Annotated in this window: 16 protein-coding genes; 14 read left to right on the top strand and 2 right to left on the bottom strand. The window is 37.4% G+C overall.

The annotated features are described in order from the left end of the window. Positions 1-43 precede the first annotated feature (43 nt). From CIB95_RS10985 to CIB95_RS11025, 9 genes are all read left to right on the top strand, one after another. The gene (locus tag CIB95_RS10985) at positions 44-892 is read left to right on the top strand and encodes an ABC transporter permease subunit (protein WP_094925103.1); all 849 of its coding nucleotides are present in this window, start codon (positions 44-46) and stop codon (positions 890-892) included. Next, positions 889-1,923 carry an ABC transporter permease gene (locus CIB95_RS10990; RefSeq protein ID WP_094925105.1) on the top strand — a complete coding sequence of 345 codons (1,035 nt, stop codon included), beginning with the start codon at positions 889-891 and terminating at the stop codon, positions 1,921-1,923. Before CIB95_RS10985 ends, CIB95_RS10990 begins: the two co-directional genes overlap by 4 nt. A 154-nt stretch (positions 1,924-2,077) precedes the next feature. After that, positions 2,078-2,632: a sigma-70 family RNA polymerase sigma factor gene (locus CIB95_RS10995; protein ID WP_158217610.1), complete on the top strand. Its 555-nt coding sequence runs from the start codon at positions 2,078-2,080 to the stop codon at positions 2,630-2,632. Next, complete coding sequence (locus tag CIB95_RS11000) at positions 2,625-3,293, top strand: hypothetical protein (protein ID WP_094925109.1); 669 nt, start codon at positions 2,625-2,627, stop codon at positions 3,291-3,293. The genes CIB95_RS10995 and CIB95_RS11000 overlap by 8 nt, the downstream gene beginning before the upstream one ends. Positions 3,294-3,313: 20 nt before the next feature. Then, on the top strand, positions 3,314-4,213 hold the full coding sequence (locus CIB95_RS11005; protein WP_094925111.1) for an ABC transporter permease subunit: 900 nt from the start codon (positions 3,314-3,316) through the stop codon (positions 4,211-4,213). Then, complete coding sequence (locus tag CIB95_RS11010; protein WP_094925113.1) at positions 4,210-5,232, top strand: ABC transporter permease; 1,023 nt, start codon at positions 4,210-4,212, stop codon at positions 5,230-5,232. The genes CIB95_RS11005 and CIB95_RS11010 overlap by 4 nt, the downstream gene beginning before the upstream one ends. 357 nt (positions 5,233-5,589) lie before the next feature. Then, positions 5,590-6,027 carry a DUF1934 domain-containing protein gene (locus CIB95_RS11015; protein WP_094925114.1) on the top strand — a complete coding sequence of 146 codons (438 nt, stop codon included), beginning with the start codon at positions 5,590-5,592 and terminating at the stop codon, positions 6,025-6,027. 2 nt (positions 6,028-6,029) lie between these two features. After that, positions 6,030-7,700, top strand: a complete 1,671-nt coding sequence (argS, locus tag CIB95_RS11020) for an arginine--tRNA ligase (protein ID WP_094925116.1) — start codon at positions 6,030-6,032, stop codon at positions 7,698-7,700. Positions 7,701-7,737: 37 nt separating this feature from the next. Beyond that, the gene (locus CIB95_RS11025) at positions 7,738-7,899 is read left to right on the top strand and encodes a XapX domain-containing protein (protein WP_094925117.1); all 162 of its coding nucleotides are present in this window, start codon (positions 7,738-7,740) and stop codon (positions 7,897-7,899) included. Positions 7,900-7,941: 42 nt separating this feature from the next. On the opposite strand, the gene uvsE is transcribed toward CIB95_RS11025, so the two are convergent. Beyond that, positions 7,942-8,895 (bottom strand): UV DNA damage repair endonuclease UvsE, encoded by a 954-nt coding sequence (gene uvsE, locus CIB95_RS11030; RefSeq protein ID WP_094925119.1) that lies wholly within the window; start codon positions 8,893-8,895, stop codon positions 7,942-7,944. A gap of 24 nt (positions 8,896-8,919) precedes the next feature. Continuing rightward, complete coding sequence (gene cls, locus CIB95_RS11035) at positions 8,920-10,113, bottom strand: cardiolipin synthase (RefSeq protein WP_233144120.1); 1,194 nt, start codon at positions 10,111-10,113, stop codon at positions 8,920-8,922. 202 nt (positions 10,114-10,315) lie between these two features. Here cls and CIB95_RS11040 point away from each other — a divergent pair, with 202 nt between their 5' ends. The 5 genes from CIB95_RS11040 (at position 10,316) to CIB95_RS11060 (ending at position 17,635) form a co-directional block, all read left to right on the top strand. Then, positions 10,316-12,436 (top strand): heterodisulfide reductase-related iron-sulfur binding cluster, encoded by a 2,121-nt coding sequence (locus CIB95_RS11040; protein ID WP_094925120.1) that lies wholly within the window; start codon positions 10,316-10,318, stop codon positions 12,434-12,436. Between the two features lie 109 nt (positions 12,437-12,545). Beyond that, positions 12,546-13,724, top strand: coding sequence for an acetyl-CoA C-acetyltransferase (locus CIB95_RS11045; RefSeq protein ID WP_094925122.1), 1,179 nt, complete (start codon positions 12,546-12,548; stop codon positions 13,722-13,724). 196 nt (positions 13,725-13,920) lie between these two features. Further along, positions 13,921-14,772, top strand: coding sequence for a 3-hydroxybutyryl-CoA dehydrogenase (locus tag CIB95_RS11050; RefSeq protein WP_094925123.1), 852 nt, complete (start codon positions 13,921-13,923; stop codon positions 14,770-14,772). Positions 14,773-14,791: 19 nt separating this feature from the next. Continuing rightward, complete coding sequence (locus CIB95_RS11055; protein WP_094925125.1) at positions 14,792-15,934, top strand: acyl-CoA dehydrogenase; 1,143 nt, start codon at positions 14,792-14,794, stop codon at positions 15,932-15,934. Between the two features lie 561 nt (positions 15,935-16,495). Further along, positions 16,496-17,635 carry an acyl-CoA dehydrogenase gene (locus CIB95_RS11060; protein ID WP_094925127.1) on the top strand — a complete coding sequence of 380 codons (1,140 nt, stop codon included), beginning with the start codon at positions 16,496-16,498 and terminating at the stop codon, positions 17,633-17,635. The last annotated feature ends 2 nt before the right edge of the window (positions 17,636-17,637 follow it).

The following is a 17,637-nucleotide window of genomic DNA, read 5'->3' on the forward strand; positions in this document are numbered from 1 at the left end:
ACAAAAGAGAGATAACATTTAATTTGATCGAGGGGGAAGCAATTTGAATGGCTCGATGCGCTACATTTTTCAGTTTATTGTCGCTTGTTTAGGCATCATCTTAATTGGGATAATTCCTGTTATTTTTTATGCAATTGTAAAGTTATTTAAGGATTTAAAAGATATATTAATCACCTTATTTAACCTTGGAGACTTAACATATACCGTTAAGGGGACAGTTAGGCCAGTTTTTCCAGCAATAATAGAACCTTATCTTTATTCCATGACGGTTTTGTTTGTCGCTTTAATAATTGGCGTTGTTTCAGCGGTCATCCTAACGTACATAACAATGTTACTTCATAGAAAAATAATAAATGGAATAAAGTTTGTCGTATTTATTTTAGAGTCTCTCCCAGATATATTTGTAATTTTACTTGTCCAAGCATTTATTATTTTTATATATCATAAAACAGATACACTATTGTTCAGCATTGCTGTCTATAAAGAGAAAATCTATTTTCTACCTATAATTTGCCTGGCCGTTTTACCCGCAGTACAATTTTATAAAATTTTAATCTTAATCTTCGAAGAAGAACTCGAGCAGCCTTACGTGGAATTAGCACGTGGAAAAGGAATGAAAAAAAGTTGGATATTATTAAATCATGTCCTTCGTAATGCTGCCATTAGCATGTTTTATCATTCGAAGTCGATTTTATGGTTTATGCTTTCCAACCTGTTAATTTTAGAATACTTATTCAATCTGTTTGGAATAACAACGTTCTTAAGAGAATATATGACACCATCAATCTTTACGATTGGCGTTTTCATGATATTCTTCCCATTATTTATTATTTATAGTGTTGGAGAAAGATTGATTTTAAGATTGAAAGAAAGAGAGGCTGCAAAAATATGATAATACTTCGGTTGTTTAAAAACCCACTCTTTCTCATTGGATTTATTGTGATTTTTGGCTTAATTACAGCTAGTTTCGTCCATAAATTTGTGTACGACAATGAAATTAAACAAGTAATGTTTTTGCTAGATGATAATGGTGACTTAATTGACGCTGCACCGATTGATCCTTCGAAGGAATTTCCACTAGGAACAGACAGTGGCGGTAGAGATATGTTAATGATGTTAATATCCGGAACGAAATATACATTGTTATTTGCTTTTTCGGTCGCGTTTTTCCGAGTGTTATTTTCGATTGCCCTCGGAGTTTTATATGGTACTTATTTATTGAAATTTAAAGAGTATATTGATCGCTTCGTCGATGCTTTTCATTTTATCCCATTAACATTGATTGCCTATTACATTTTAGAGCCGATTTTGTATCAATCGACAATGGGCTTTGGCTTTACATTTCAAGAGAGAATTATTTTAGAAGGACTCGTGCTAATTGTTTTAGCTATTCCAATCACATCCGTTTTAATTGCAAATGAAATAGAGCTTGTCTTGAAGAAGGAATTTATTTTAAGCGCTAAAACACTTGGTGGATCAAAATTTCACATTATGTGGAAGCATATTCGCCCCCATTTACTCGGACGTATGGCAATTATTTATGGACAACAAGTTGTTCAAGTGCTTCTAGTTTTAGCTCATCTTGGCTTATTAAAATTATTTCTCGGTGGAACGATTGTTGATTATACGATAATGGGAGATAGACCTAAGACATTGTCTTATGAATGGTCTGGAATGATTGGGAGTTCAATGAGGTGGTTCCATTCAGATGCAGAATATATTTTTTATGCCCCAATATTATTCTTCGCTGTTTCCATTTTAGCAATGAACTTTATGTTGGAAGGCTTTAAACGTGTGACGAATGATCGAACACATTTAAAGAAAAAAGCCCGAAAAGAAGCTAAGAAATTTAATAACAAAAAAAATAGTAACGTTGAAATTTCGAGTGACATGTTCGAATTAAAGAAACCAATACGAGAGTAGCATTGGCAGACTCCGATTAATTTCGGAGTTTTTTCTTTAGGACTCCAATATATGGTAAAATATACAAAATGCTGAATAGTATTAATTTTATGAAACCAACTGCTTAGTAGATCGTCATTACTAATAGTATGAAAACAAATGGTGGTGAAAAATAGTGAAAAATAGGGATTCCCTTTATTTAGAACGCGCGTACGAAGAACAGCGCTTTACTGTGCTCCTTGATGAATATGGAGAAAAACTAACGAGACTTGCTTACACATATGTAAAGGATTGGGGTAAAGCAGAAGATATCGTCCAAGATACCTTTATTAGTTTTTATGAAAAACAACATCAGTTTCGCGGCGAATGCTCATTGAAAAACTGGTTGTTTAAATTAACAATTAACCGGTGCAAAGACTATTTGAAAAGTAGTGCGTACAAACGCCTCATCTTCGGTACGATTTTAGAAAAGTGGATACCTACGACAAATACTTCACCAGAATTAAAGTTGATTACTAAGAATGAATATGAACAATTAGCAACGCACATTATGAATCTACCAATTAAATATAGAGAATGTATTATTTTTTACTACCAAGAGGAACTATCCATTGCTGAAATGAGTCAAATGCTCCAGGAAAAAGAATCAACAATTAAAACGAGACTGCACCGAGCAAGAGAAATGTTAAAGAAGGAAATGGTTGCAGAGGAGCGTGACAGCAATGGATAAAATGCTTAAAGATCTAGATAAAGTAATGGATGAAGCAGTTTACCAAAGAAAAAGATTCAATGATAAACAGAAACAAGATATCCTACAAAAAATAAACATGAAGAATGAACGAAAAAATAGTTCGTTTAGATACCGTCTACATCAAGCACTTTCGATAGCCGCAGTATGTATCTTGTTTGTATCGGTATTTAGCTTAGTTTATATCGAAAAAAAATCAACTACTAAGAAAAATGAAGAAAAAATCGAGCTACAAGGCTTTCAAGAACCTGTAGCGAGCATTGCGCTCATTAAAAGAATAGAAGAATTACTAGTCCGTGAAAATATTATTTATAAAGCGGAGTACCACAAAGTTGACCACCATATTAACTTAATCATCACAGTATCAAATGAATTAAGCTCAAAACAAATTACGGAAGTGGCAGAGCAATTCTTAAAAAGAGGGTCGATTATTTATGAAAACTTACCGTCTGCAGCAGTGTTTGATGGGGTAGTCGATGTGTGGGAATCATATAGTTTAACAATTGAAATGAAAACTCTCCCAAGCTGGAATGTCAATTACGGTTCAGGAAATCAACTATTAAATACAAATGAAAAAATTGTTTTAAAAGGTTCGAAAGAAAAGAAAAGTAAAGAGATTGATTGGTCTTTAATAGATAATTAGAGTGGAGCAGGGGTGAATGTATGAATAAACCGACAAGAGTTTTATTGCAATTTATTGTGGCATGCATCGGGATCATTTTTATTGGAGCAATACCGAAACTATTTGAAGTAGAGCGGGTTTTTGATGAGGAAGGTGAAACAGCAACGGGTCCATTATTCAATTTCTCAGGCTATTTTGAAGGGATAAAAGATTTATTTGGAAAATTAATGAATGTCTCGGAAATAACATATAACGCTAATGGGACCGTTCGTCCAATCTTCCCTAAAATATTTGAACCATATCTCTATTCTGCTGAAATATTACTAGGTGCACTGCTTATTGGTATTGTCTCAGCCATCGTATTAACATATATAACAATGCTTTTGCACAGAAAAATTATTTCTGGTTTTAAATTCGTCACATTTGTTCTTGAATCATTACCCGACATCTTAGTCATAGTTGGTGTACAAGCAATTATTATTTACATCTTCCAGAAGACGGGTGTACGCCTGTTTAGTATAGCGGTTTATCGAGAGAATATTTATGTATTGCCAATAATATGTTTAGCTGTATTACCTGCTGTCCAGTTTTATAAAGTCTTGCTATTAATATTTGAAGAAGAATTAGAAGAACATTATGTCGAGTTAGCAAAAGGCAAAGGGATGAAGAAAAGTTGGATTCTGTTAGTACATGTTCTTCGCAATGCAGGTATCAGCATGTTTTACCATTCAAAAGCAATACTGTGGTTCATGCTATCTAACTTAGTTATTTTAGAATACTTTTTTAACCTTTATGGAATTACTGCATTTTTACTAGACTACATTACTTCAGAAATTTTTACCGTCGGCTTATTTATGATTTTCATTCCGTTATTTATTGTATATACGAGTGGAGAATTCCTAATTCAAAAGTTGACGAAAAGGGAGGCAACTAACTTATGATTTTATTTAGGTTGTTAAAAAATCCTTACTTCCTTTTCGGTTTTCTTATTATTAGTGGAATGCTCGTTGGCAGCTTCGTTCATCAACATGTCTTTAATAGTGAAATTAAACAAGTAATGTGGTTATTAGATGAAAATAATGACTTACTCGATGCAGCGCCTCTACCACCTTCAAAAGATTTATGGTTAGGTACAGATCGAGATGGATATGATTTATTCATGATGCTTTTATCTGGAGCGAAATATACATTGATATTTGCATTTTTAGTAGGTTTTTTGCGAGTGTTCTTTTCACTCTGTGTCGGAATACTTTACGGTACTTTCTTTATGAAGTATAAACGCTACATTGACGGTTTTGTCGATGCGTTTCACTATATCCCGTTAACATTAATCAGTATCTTTATTCTTTTCCCTATCCTTTGGGAGACACCGATGGGATTCACGTACACGTTTGCTGAACGGTTAATTTTACAAGCGCTCATTTTAACATTACTTGCAGTACCGGTTACTTCTGTACTAATCGGAAATGAAATAAATGAAATTTTAAAGCGTGAATTTATTTTAGGAGCAAAAACGTTAGGTGGTTCAAAGTTTCATATTTTATGGAAACATGTTCGTCCCCATTTGTTTGCCAGAGTAGCAATCATTTATGGACAGCAAGTCGTTCAAGTGCTACTTGTTTTAGCTCATTTAGGTTTGTTTGCGCTGTTTTTAGGAGGCACTGATATTTGTTACAATTGCATGGGAGATCCACCGAAAACAATGACCTATGAATGGTCTGGAATGCTTGGTAATTCTCATATGTCTTTCCAAACAAACGCGAAATGGATTTTCCTTGCGCCAATAATATTTTTTGCCGTATCCATATTAGCAATGAACTTTATGATTGAAGGATTTAAACGAGTGATGACTGACAGGAGCTATCTACTAACAAAAGTGAAAAAGAAAAAGAAAGCTAGCAAAAACGAGAATGTGGTTATCCAAAGTGAGATGTTTGAGTTAAGTAGTTCGAAACATTAAGAGTAATAATTTGCGGTTTTCATTATAAACTGGTAAATGTTTTTTAAAACTGAGGGGCTTTTGCTTTTCAGTTTTTTCTTTTATCTCACTCAAAGTATTCCAGTTCATACGTCGCTAACCAGTCGTCTCAGCTTTTCTTTATTTGATCCAGCTTCAGCAATCAACGTCTAGAAAGCTTCACACTCTTGATTTCGATAAGTCTACATCGAATAGCATTGCTATTCGTGTATCCTTTATCTCAATCAGAGTGTTCCACCTTTTACGCCGTTAAACGATTGCTTCAGCTTTTCTTTATTTGCAGTTTTGCCAATTTGTCTTTATAATATTGAAGTTAATATAGTTAAGGACGTGCATGAAATGAAACAAGCTTCAACTGGGCAACCTGTAAATGTAAAAGTAGTAACTGAAATGCGTAATGGTCCACAAAAAGAGACAATGACGCAAAACTCAAAAGGAATGCGTTATTTAAAGGGTGATACTACATATTTTCGTTATGAAGAAAAGTTAGCAGAAGAAGCGACTGTTGATACTACTGTTAAAGTGTCAGGTGAAAGTGTAACAGTAATTAGAAAAGGTGCGGTTACGATGAAGCAACTTTTTCGCAGGCATGAAGTAACGGCTTCTACATATCGAAGTGTCCACGGACCAATGGAGATGGAAACGAAAACTGACATGCTTAAATACGAATGGAATGATCGAAAAGCATCAGGGAAATTGACTTTATCATATATGTTAACGTTGCAAGGTGAACAAGTAGGAAGACATAAATTAACGTTTCTAATTGAGGAGGTTTAAAGATGAATACGGTAGAGAAAGTGCAGGCTCTTTTAAAGGAAGAAATTAAACAAGCTGTCTTAGCTGCTGGATTAGCAGAAGAAGCGCAAATTCCAGAAGTAATCTTAGAAACACCGAAAGATAAAGCACACGGTGATTATGCAACAAACATGGCGATGCAGTTAGCTCGTATTGCAAAAAAAGCGCCACGTGCAATTGCCGATGAAATCGTAGCTAATGTAAATAAAGAACGTGGTTCCATTGAAAAGATTGAAATTGCAGGACCAGGGTTCATTAATTTTCACATGAATAACAGCTATTTACTAGAGCTTATTCCAGCGGTGTTATCAGCTGGAGAAGAATACGGAAAAACAAACACAGGTAACGGAAAAAAGGTACAAAATGAGTTTGTATCAGCGAATCCGACTGGTAGTTTGCATTTAGGCCATGCTCGTGGAGCGGCTGTAGGTGACACGATGTGTAATATTCTTGCGAAAGCAGGCTATGACATCTCTCGTGAATACTACATTAATGATGCTGGAAATCAAATTCATAATTTAGCTACTTCAATTGAAGCTCGTTATTTTCAATCATTAGGCTTAGAAAAAGAAATGCCAGAAGACGGCTATCACGGACAAGACATTATTGGTTTTGGTGAAGACTTAGCAAAAAATCACGGCGATAAATTTGTTCATGCTGATGATGAAGAACGTTATGAGTTTTTCCGTGCTTACGGTTTAAAGCGTGAGTTAGATAAATTGAAAAAAGATTTAGGTGACTTTGGCGTTCATTTCGACGTTTGGTATTCTGAAACATCTTTATATGAAACTGGGAAAGTGAAGGAAGTTTTAGAAACATTGCAAGAAAAAGGGGAAACATATGAACAAGATGGAGCACTTTGGTTCCGTTCAACGGCATATGGCGATGATAAAGATCGCGTACTCGTTAAATCAGACGGTTCATATACGTATTTAACGCCTGATATTGCTTACCACCATGATAAACTAAAACGAGGGTTTGAACAGTTAATTAACATTTGGGGAGCGGACCATCACGGCTACATTCCACGTATGAAAGCAGCAATCCAAGCGTTAGGCTATGATAAAAAACAGCTTCACGTTCAAATTATCCAAATGGTTAATTTGTTCCAAAATGGCGAAAAAGTGAAGATGAGTAAACGTACAGGGAAAGCTGTTACACTTCGTGAATTAATGGAAGAAGTTGGCGTCGATGCAATGCGTTATTTCTTTGCAATGAGAAGTTCTGATTCACATCTTGATTTTGATATGGACTTAGCCGTATCAAAGTCGAATGAAAATCCAGTTTACTATGTGCAGTATGCACACGCCCGTATTTGTAGTATACTTCGTCAAGGAGAAGAGTTGGGCTTATCTTATGACGGCGAAATAGACCTTTCGTTAATTTCTTCTGAAAAGGAAATGGAATTATTGAAAAAAGTTGGGGAGCTTCCTCAGGCTGTTTCAGAAGCTGCAGAAAAGTTAATGCCACATCGCATTACAAACTATGCGTTCGAGTTAGCTGCAACGCTTCACAGTTTCTACAATGCGGAAAAAGTATTAGATGAAAGTAATAAAGAGAAGAGCCAAGCTCGTTTAGCGTTAGTAAAAAGTGTACAAATTACACTGCAAAATACATTAAAGCTTATCGGTGTGTCTGCTCCAGAACGTATGTAATTAAAAAGTGCAACAGCATGAGAAATGAGGTGACAACATGAGAGAGATATTATTATCTTTAATCACAGGTGGAATTGTAGGTTTTGTTTTTGCTTTATTTAAATTACCAATTCCAGCGCCACCCGTACTATCAGGTGTAATCGGTATTGTTGGAGTTTACGGTGGATATAAAATATTCATGCACTTCTTCGGTGCGTAAAATAGAAAAGGTCTGAAGCGCAAATGCGTTTCAGACCTTTTTTTATAACTCAATTACGCCGCCAGCAACACGCTTTATCCCGCGCTTTTTCTCCAGCTCATCCATCAATTTTAATACGGCTTTATCCTTTGCCTTTGCTTCAATCATTATATCAACATCTTCTCCAATTTCTTTTAACAACTTTAATAAGGGATCAAAGTAATCTATATCAATATAATCTGAATGTGCACGATACATCTTTTCGGACTTTGGTGATGACATATGCAATTTCGGCACTAAAGGCGAATCTGACCATGTCTCATATATTTCAGGTAACAATTGCTCTAAAGGTGTCTCGCATAGATTTGCTAAATGGTGATGATAATCAAAGACCATTTTGACATTATGTTGTTGGCAGACGCGCAACGTTTCCTCCGTTGTGTACGTTTTATCATCATTTTCAAGTGTTGTAACCTTTCGGATTTCTTCAGGAATAAGCGGGAAATTTTGATCAAAACGTTTTAGTGCTTTTTCTTTATCGCCATAAGCACCGCCAACATGAATGTTAATGACAGCTTCATCTTCTAATCCCATAGCTTTAAAGATGTCGTAATGATATTGCATATCTTTAATCGCATTTTCCGTTACTTTCTTGCGATCACTCGTAAAAAGTGTAAATTGATTCGGGTGTAAACTCGTCCGTATGCCATGTTTCTTTACAAGGGTACCAATCTCTTTGAGTAGTTTTTTGTATGGTTTGACAAAGTCCCAACCAGCCTCAGGGTGTGTTGCTAATGGCACTACAGAAGAAGACATCCGATACAATGGGATACCGTGGGCAATGTTGAAATGTACCATTCGTTTTGTGTTTTCAAAATTAATTTTCGTAATTCGCAAAAGTTTTTCTTTCCGTTCTGTTTCATCTAGCTTTTCCCAACTAGTAAAGGTCATTGTTTTAGAAGCAGACGAATCCCATAACGATAAAGCCTGAGATACATAACCGAAGCGAATACGCATCCTGTTCCCTCCATTTCTTATCTGTCATAAAAACCTAGCAAAAAGTGTACCAAACTTCTCTTCAATTCTTTCTTTTAAAGAGCGATTGTTGACAGTTTCCATCGTTACTTTCGCTGATAATTGAATATCATTGGAAAATGCTTGTTGTACTTTGCCGACAAAGACTTTGTCATAAATAAAACAATTCATTTCCTGATTTAAGTAAAAACTGCGCCTATCGAAATTTGCTGTCCCAATATCACATAGTTCATCATCAATAATGACTACCTTTGCGTGATAAAAACCTTCTGTAAATTGATAGATAGAACAACCTGCATGTAAAAGTCCTTTTATATAAGGCATTGCTGCTTGTTTCACAAATAAGTGGTCAGATTTTTGGGGAAGAAGCAAGGTTACTTTAACTCCTTCCTTCGCCTTGCTTATTAATGCTTGTTGCACTCTTTTTCCAGGAATAAAATACGGTGTTCCAATCGTTATCGAGTATTTCGCCTTATCAAATAACTCTAAAAAGATTTCTTCGACATGCGCGCCATCTGTTGGTTGTAGCTTAATTGGAATTTTCCCACTCACTAATTTTGGGTAGTATGAGGGAGCGTTCACCTTTACTTTTGTAGCGTCGTGCCAATCTTCAAGAAATTGTTGCTGTAAATCACATACGCCTTCTCCAGTAATTTTTAAATGAAAATCGCGCCAATGTCCAAGTTTTGGATCAAGCCCTAAATATTCATTTCCAACATTGAAGCCACCTAAAAAGCCAATTTTGCCATCGATGACACATATTTTGCGATGATTTCTTCGGTTTAATTTATATAAAAAATAAGGGAATGTCGGTGTTTTTGCGAAGCTAAAGTGAATGCCATGATCTTTCAGATCTTTCCTTGTTGCTTTTGAAATATTCATGCTTCCGATTCTATCCACTAATAATCGGACAGTTACTCCTTGGTTTGCCTTTTCTTTCAAAAGGTGAAATAAGCGTTTGCTTATATCGTCTTCGCGAACGATATAAAAAAGAATATGAATATGATGAGAGGCTTCTTTAATATCATTAAATAGGGCAGAAAATAACCGTTCCCCCGTATTAAAAAGTTCACAATCACTTTGTCTTTGAGGGAAGCTTTTTTTTATAGTTGTCCTTTGATGTGTTCGTTTTCCAAGAGCAAAATCCAACCAAATGAGAAAAATGAACAGAACGATAGCTAAAATACTTATGTTTATCAAGGAAATACCCTCCCTCCAAAGTGAAGTGCGCTGTTTTTTAGTATGTCCAACTTATCGTTGTTCAACAGGTGAAAGTGGAAAAACAAGAGTTGACTGAGCACTCGCTCACCGTGTTATAATAAAGTCAGAAAATTAAACCGTTTCTGAATTGAGAAACAAAATACAAACTATGTTCTAGCAATAAGAGAAAGGGGCAAAAAACATGGAAGCTTTACAACTTATTAACTGGCTTGCATTCATTTTTGTAACCGCTTACGCGTTCTTCTTATTCGGGTATGTAATTAAGACTCGTTATGAGTACATTAAGCTCGGAAAAAAAGTTGAGTTTAACAACACAATGAAAGAGCGTATTAAAGCAGTACTTATTAATGTCTTCGGTCAAAAGAAACTTTTGAAAGATAAAAAGAGTGGAATTATTCACGTTATTTTCTTTTATGGATTTATACTCGTGCAATTCGGAGCGATCGACTTCGTTTGGAAAGGTTTAGCACCTGGAAGTCATTTGCCACTAGGTCCGATGTACCACGGTTTTACATTTTTCCAAGAAATTATAACGTTCTTAATTTTAGTTGCAGTATTTGCAGCATTTTACCGTCGTTATGTTGAGAAGTTAGTTCGCTTAAAGAGGGGTTTTAAAGCTGGACTTGTCCTTCTATTCATCGGTGGATTGATGTTAACTGTACTACTTGGAAATGCAATGGATATTTTATGGAACGGCCAAGAAGTTGCTTGGTCTTGGTCAGAACCAATTGCATCAGGATTTGCGGTACTATTTGCAGGTTTACCAAAGGCTGCTGTCGTTACCTTATTCTTTGTGTTCTGGTGGATACATTTATTAATTTTATTAACATTTATGGTTTACGTTCCGCAATCGAAACATGCCCATTTAATTGCAGCTCCTTTAAATGTTTACTTAGGACGTACAGACAAGGTTGGTAAGCTTTCAACGATTGACTTTGAAGATGAAACGCAAGAGTCTTATGGTGTTGGCAAAATTGAAGACTTTAATCATAAACAACTTGTTGACTTATATGCTTGTGTTGAGTGTGGTCGTTGTACGAATGTTTGTCCGGCGACAGGTACAGGAAAAATGCTTTCACCAATGGACTTAATTGTCCGTCTGCGTGATCATTTAACGGAAAAAGGTGCGGCGATTACTTCTCGTCAGCCTTGGGTACCGACATTTGCTTTTTCAAACACTACTGGTAACCAATTAGCATTGCAAGCACAAGGTAAAGGGAATGAAGAATCTGCAGCAAGCCTTGCTTATGATGTTAGCTTAATTGGAGAAGTAATTACAGAAGAGGAAATTTGGGCTTGTACGACTTGTCGTAACTGTGAAGATCAATGTCCAGTAATGAATGAGCACGTTGATAAAATTATTGATATGCGTCGTTTCCTTGTTCTAAATGAAGGGAAAATGGATACAGATGCACAACGCGCTATGGTAAACATTGAACGTCAAGGTAACCCTTGGGGGATTAGTAAAAAAGAGCGTGAAAACTGGAGAGACCAATTCGAAGATGCTGTAATTCCGACAACAAAAGAACTGAAAAAAGCAGATGAAGATTTTGAATACCTGTTTTGGGTAAGTTCAATGGGATCTTACGATAATCGTAGTCAAAAGATTGCTGCAAGTTTAGCTCGTATTATGAACCATGCTGGAATTAAGTTTGCGATTTTAGGAAATAACGAGAAAAACTCAGGTGATACAGCACGCCGCCTTGGAAATGAATTTTTATTCCAAGAAATCGCAACGAAAAACATCTCTACTTTTGAAAAGTACGATGTTAAGAAAATTATTACGATTGATCCACACGCGTACAACACATTTAAAAATGAGTACCCTGAATTTGGTCTAAATGCGGAAGTTTATCATCATACCGAACTTTTAGCGCAGTGGATAAAAGAAGGCCGTATTAAACCAACAGAGGAAGTTAATGAAACAATTACGTACCATGATTCATGTTACTTAGGACGCTATAACGAAGTATATGAACCGCCTCGTGACATTTTAAAAGCTATTCCAGGAGTTAACGTTGTCGAGATGGAGCGTAACCGTGAAAAAGGAATGTGCTGTGGTGCTGGTGGTGGCTTAATGTGGACGGAAGAAACAGTTGGAACTCGTATTAATGTTGCTCGAACAGAACAAGCATTAGAAGTTGCACCAACAATGATTGGTTCAGGTTGTCCATATTGCTTAACAATGATCAGTGATGGTACAAAAGCAAAAGAAGTAGAAGATAAAGTACAAACTTTAGATATCGTCGAAATTTTAGAGAAGTCCGTCATCGGAGATAAAACAGAAGAAGTTGTTCATTAATAAAGGGATGTTGTGTACAACTATGTGCACAACTCCTTTCTGTATCAACCGTGACTGAGCGTTCAGTCAAAGAAAACGTTTTTATCAACTAATAGGGGGATTTTTTATTATGAGTAAAACAGTTATTTTAAGTGGAGTACGTACACCTTTCGGAAAATTTGGAGGAGCATTAAGTTCGTTTAAAGCAGCAGAACTAGGTGGAATTGCAATTAAAGAAGCGGTTAATCGTGCTGGAGTAAGCGGTGAAGATGTAGGTGAAGTTATCATGGGCACAGTCTTACAAGGTGGGCAAGGACAATTACCTTCACGCCAAGCGTCTCGCAATGCAGGATTACCTTGGAATGTTAAGACAGAAACAATTAATAAAGTGTGTGCCTCTGGCATGCGTGCAGTAACGCTAGGAGATGTGTTAATTCGCTCAGGTGAAGAAGAAGTTATAGTTGCAGGTGGTATGGAATCAATGAGTAATGCGCCATATTTCTTACCTGATGCTCGCTGGGGCATGCGTATGGGAGATAAAGGTGCAGTAGATATGATGGTTCATGATGGCTTAACGTGTGCCTTCAATGACGTGCATATGGGGATTTACGGAAGTAAAACTGCTAGTGAATTAGAAATCTCTCGTGAGGAACAAGATAAATGGTCATACAACAGTCACCAAAAAGCTACTGCGGCAATGGAAAAAGGTTTATTTGCAGACGAGATCGTATCTGTCGAAGTGCCACAACGTCGCGGTGAGCCAATTGTTGTTGATAAAGATGAGGCACCACGTGGGGATACAACAGTTGAAAAATTAGCGAAACTACGCCCAGTATTTTCAGCTGATGGAACGATAACTGCTGGTAATGCACCTGGAATAAATGATGGGGCAGCTGCTTTAGTATTAATGTCTGAAGAGCGTGCAGCAAAAGAAGGTCACAAGCCAATGGCAACAATTCTAGCGCATACGGCAATTGCGATTGAAGCGGAAGATTTCCCGAAAACACCTGGATTAGTTATTAATGAGCTTCTAAAGAAAACAGGAAAATCATTAAATGATATCGATTTATTTGAAGTAAACGAAGCATTTGCAGCGGTAGCACTAGCTAGTGGAAAGCTTGCAGAACTTGATGAAGCAAAAGTTAATGTTAACGGTGGTGCAGTTGCATTAGGTCATCCAATCGGTGCAAGTGGTGCCCGTATTATTATTACATTAATTCATGAACTGAAGCGTCGTGGTGGTGGAATCGGTGTTGCTGCAATTTGTAGCGGTGGCGGTCAAGGTGATGCGATTATGGTAGAAGTGTAAAAAAATCTACTTAAGAATTTTTCAGAAAGTACACTATTCAATTCTTGCTGCAATCACGAGACTCCAACGGGAACAGCACGAGTCCGAAGACCCCGCAGAAAACATTGATATGTTTTCTCAGGAGGATGGGGCCGTGCCCGTGGAAAGCGAGTGTATAGCAGAGGTTACTAGATAAATATATTTTGGAGGGTGAAAGATGAGTGTAACTAACATTATGGTTATCGGTGCAGGACAAATGGGTGGCGGAATTGCTCAAGTATGTGCGATGGCTGGATATAACGTTTTTTTAAATGATTTAAATGATGATGCATTAGCGCGCGGATTAGCAGTCATTACGAAAAACTTATCTCGTCAAGTTGAAAAAGGTCGGATGACTGAAGAAGATAAGTTAGCAACACTCGGACGTATTACGAACACGACAACGTTAGAATCTGCAAAAGAAGTAGATTTAGTAATTGAAGCTGCAGTTGAAAATATGGACATTAAGACGAAAATTTTCGCTCAGTTAGATGAAATCGCACCTGCACATACAATTTTAGCGACAAACACATCTTCACTACCGATTACGGAAATTGCAGCTGCAACTAATCGACCGGAAAAGGAAATTGGCATGCATTTTATGAATCCTGTGCCTGTCATGAAGCTAGTCGAAATTATTCGCGGTCTAGCAACTGCTGATGAAGTATATGAAACGATTGAAGATATTACGAAAAAATTAAACAAAGTACCTGTGGAAGTAAATGATTTTCCAGGCTTTGTATCGAACCGTATTTTAATGCCGATGATTAATGAAGCAATTTATACAGTATATGAAGGTGTTGCAACACCAGAAGCAATTGATGAAGTAATGAAGTTAGGGATGAACCACCCAATGGGACCATTAACTTTAGCTGATTTTATCGGTTTAGACACTTGCCTCTACATTATGGAAACATTACAGGAAGGATTCGGTGATGATAAATATCGTCCATGTCCATTGCTTAGAAAATATGTAAAAGCTGGTTGGTTAGGGAAAAAATCAGGCCGCGGTTTTTATAACTATAACTAACAGCTAGGAGGAAAAAAACGTGCAACTTACATTTACGGAAGAACAAGAAATGATGCGAAAAATGGTCCGAGATTTTGCACAAGCAGAAATTGCTCCGATTGTTGAAAAAATGGATGAAACTGATGAGTTTCCTCGCGAAGTAATTAATAAAATGGCAGAGCTTGGCCTAATGGGTATTCCAATACCAGAACAATATGGCGGAGTGGAAATGGATTTCACCTCTTATATCATTGCCATTCATGAGCTATCAAAAGTAAGTGCAACAATTGGTGTAATTTTATCTGTTCATACTTCTGTTGGTACAAACCCAATTCTTTTCTTTGGAACAGAAGAGCAAAAACAAAAGTACATTCCGAAGCTGGCTAGTGGAGAATACTTAGGTGCGTTCGCATTAACAGAACCAAGTGCGGGTTCAGATGCAGGAAGCTTAGTCACTCGTGCAGTGAAAAAGGATGATAAATACATCTTAAACGGCTCGAAAATCTTTATTACTAACGGTGGTGAAGCGGATACTTACATCGTATTTGCTCGTACTAATCCTGAAGAAAAAGGAAGCAAAGGCGTATCTGCATTTATCGTAGAAAAAGATACACCAGGGATGACGATTGGGAAGAAAGAACGAAAAATGGGACTGAATGGTTCTAATACAGTAGAACTGATTTTTGATAATGCGGAAGTTCCAGTCGAAAATCTTTTAGGTGAAGAAAACAAAGGATTTAAAATTGCAATGGCAAACTTAAATGCTGGTCGTATCGGGATCGGTGCGCAAGCGTTAGGAATTGCCGAAGCTGCGCTAGAAGCGGCTATTGCTTATGCAAAAGAGCGAGAGCAGTTTGGAAAACCGATAGCACGCCAGCAAGGAGTGGCATTTAAGCTAGCTGATATGGCAACGGAAGTAGAAGCTGCCAAACTATTAATCTACCGTGCTGCAGATTTAAAATCTCGCGGAATTGATTGTGCGCAGGAAGCATCAATGGCAAAGCTTTTCGCATCAACAATTGCGACAAAAGTAACGACAGAAGCGATTCAAGTGTTCGGCGGCTACGGTTACACGAAAGACTATCCAGTCGAACGTTACTTCCGTGATGCGAAAATCACTGAAATCTATGAAGGTACGAGCGAAATTCAGCGTCTCGTATTAAGCAAAAACATCTTTAAATAATATTAGAATTAATTTGCTAAAATCCGCTCCCTTTCCGCGGACGAACCACGAGCCTCCTCACTCGTTCCTCGCTGTGGGGTCTCGTCTGGCTCGTTATTCCGCAGGAGTGTCGCGGATTTTGCGCAAATTTTACAAATAGTAATAGCGAAGGTGCGAGACTCCTGCGGGAAAAGCAACAGCTGAAGATCCTGTAACATGGATAAAGAATATCAACTCGTAGAAGCTGGGACAAAATTAAGCAATGATTAGTACAGTCAAAATATGGAGACTCCTACGGGACAGCACGTATCCGAAGACCCCGCAAGAAAGCGTATTTTTGCTTTCTTAGGAGGCTGAGGTAGTGCCCGTGGAAAGCGTAGTATTTTGACTGTGCACGTATTGTTTATCAATGTAATACATTTTCCCAACTTCTTTGAAAACGTCGAAGCAACCACTTCCTGTGGAAGTGAGGAGGCTGAAGCGTTGCTCGCGGAAAGCGAGTGCCTGAAGCGACACCAATATATAGGTAATATAGATGAAATAATAGTCTACTAGAGAACTTAGACAAAGGGAGAGAATACGATGAACTTTCAATTAACAGAAGAACAAGAAATGCTACGTAAAATGATTCGTGACTTTGCAGAAAACGAAGTTGCACCTACAGCTGAAGAGCGTGACGAAGAAGAACGCTTTGACCGAGAAATTTTTGACCAAATGGCAGAGTTAGGTTTAACAGGTATTCCGTGGCCAGAAGAGTACGGCGGAGCTGGAATGGACTATGTTGCCTACTGTATCGCAGTCGAAGAGTTATCTCGCGTTTGTGCTTCAACTGGAGTAACGCTTTCTGCCCACACTTCACTTGCTGGTTGGCCAATCTACACATTTGGTACGGAAGAGCAAAAACAAAAGTTTTTACGCCCAATGGCTGAAGGAAAGAAAATGGGTGCTTACGGATTAACTGAGCCACAGTCAGGGTCTGATGCTGGTGGTATGAAAACGACAGCAAAACTTGATGGCGATGAATATGTTATTAATGGCTCGAAAATCTTCATTACAAACGGCGGGGAAGCAGAAATTTATGTAGTATTCGCTGTTACTGATCCAGAAAAAGGTGCTAAAGGGACAACGGCATTTATCGTTGAAAAAGGAACGCCAGGATTTTCATTTGGTAAAAAGGAACGAAAACTTGGAATTCGTTCATCTCCAACATTAGAAATTATCTTTGAAAATTGTCGTGTGCCGAAAGAAAACGTTCTTGGTGAAGTAGGCGAAGGATTTAAAGTTGCTATGATGACACTTGATGGTGGTCGTAACGGAATTGCTGCACAAGCGGTAGGGATTGCTCAAGGTGCATTAGATGCAGCGGTTGATTATGCAAAAGAGCGTAAGCAATTCGGAAAGCCTATTGCAGCACAACAAGGAATCGGTTTTAAAATTGCTGACATGGCAACAAAAGTTGAAGCGGCTCGTCTATTAACTTATCAAGCAGCTTGGCTTGAAAGTGAAGGGAAACCTTACGGAAAACAATCGGCAATGTCGAAACTTTTCGCTGGAGATATTGCAATGGAAGTTACAACAGATGCGGTTCAAGTATTTGGTGGATATGGTTACACGAAAGATTATCCAGTAGAACGTTATATGCGTGATGCGAAGATTACTCAAATTTACGAAGGAACTCAAGAAATTCAACGATTAGTAATTTCTAGAATGGTTACGAAATAAGG

It is taken from the genome of Lottiidibacillus patelloidae, from assembly GCF_002262935.1.
GTDB classification, from domain to species: domain Bacteria; phylum Bacillota; class Bacilli; order Bacillales; family SA5d-4; genus Lottiidibacillus; species Lottiidibacillus patelloidae.

What these genes read in the sequence shown, in the direction of transcription:
- CIB95_RS11010 (WP_094925113.1), top strand. Translation starts at nt 4,210, where the DNA reads ATGATTTTATTTAGGTTGTTAAAAAATCCTTACTTCCTTTTCGGTTTT.
- CIB95_RS11050 (WP_094925123.1), top strand. Translation starts at nt 13,921, where the DNA reads ATGAGTGTAACTAACATTATGGTTATCGGTGCAGGACAAATGGGTGGC.
- CIB95_RS10990 (WP_094925105.1), top strand. Translation starts at nt 889, where the DNA reads ATGATAATACTTCGGTTGTTTAAAAACCCACTCTTTCTCATTGGATTT.
- CIB95_RS11040 (WP_094925120.1), top strand. Translation starts at nt 10,316, where the DNA reads ATGGAAGCTTTACAACTTATTAACTGGCTTGCATTCATTTTTGTAACC.
- CIB95_RS11005 (WP_094925111.1), top strand. Translation starts at nt 3,314, where the DNA reads ATGAATAAACCGACAAGAGTTTTATTGCAATTTATTGTGGCATGCATC.
- CIB95_RS11025 (WP_094925117.1), top strand. Translation starts at nt 7,738, where the DNA reads ATGAGAGAGATATTATTATCTTTAATCACAGGTGGAATTGTAGGTTTT.
- CIB95_RS11045 (WP_094925122.1), top strand. Translation starts at nt 12,546, where the DNA reads ATGAGTAAAACAGTTATTTTAAGTGGAGTACGTACACCTTTCGGAAAA.
- argS (WP_094925116.1), top strand. Translation starts at nt 6,030, where the DNA reads ATGAATACGGTAGAGAAAGTGCAGGCTCTTTTAAAGGAAGAAATTAAA.
- CIB95_RS11000 (WP_094925109.1), top strand. Translation starts at nt 2,625, where the DNA reads ATGGATAAAATGCTTAAAGATCTAGATAAAGTAATGGATGAAGCAGTT.
- CIB95_RS11060 (WP_094925127.1), top strand. Translation starts at nt 16,496, where the DNA reads ATGAACTTTCAATTAACAGAAGAACAAGAAATGCTACGTAAAATGATT.
- uvsE (WP_094925119.1), bottom strand. Translation starts at nt 8,895, where the DNA reads ATGCGTATTCGCTTCGGTTATGTATCTCAGGCTTTATCGTTATGGGAT.
- CIB95_RS11015 (WP_094925114.1), top strand. Translation starts at nt 5,590, where the DNA reads ATGAAACAAGCTTCAACTGGGCAACCTGTAAATGTAAAAGTAGTAACT.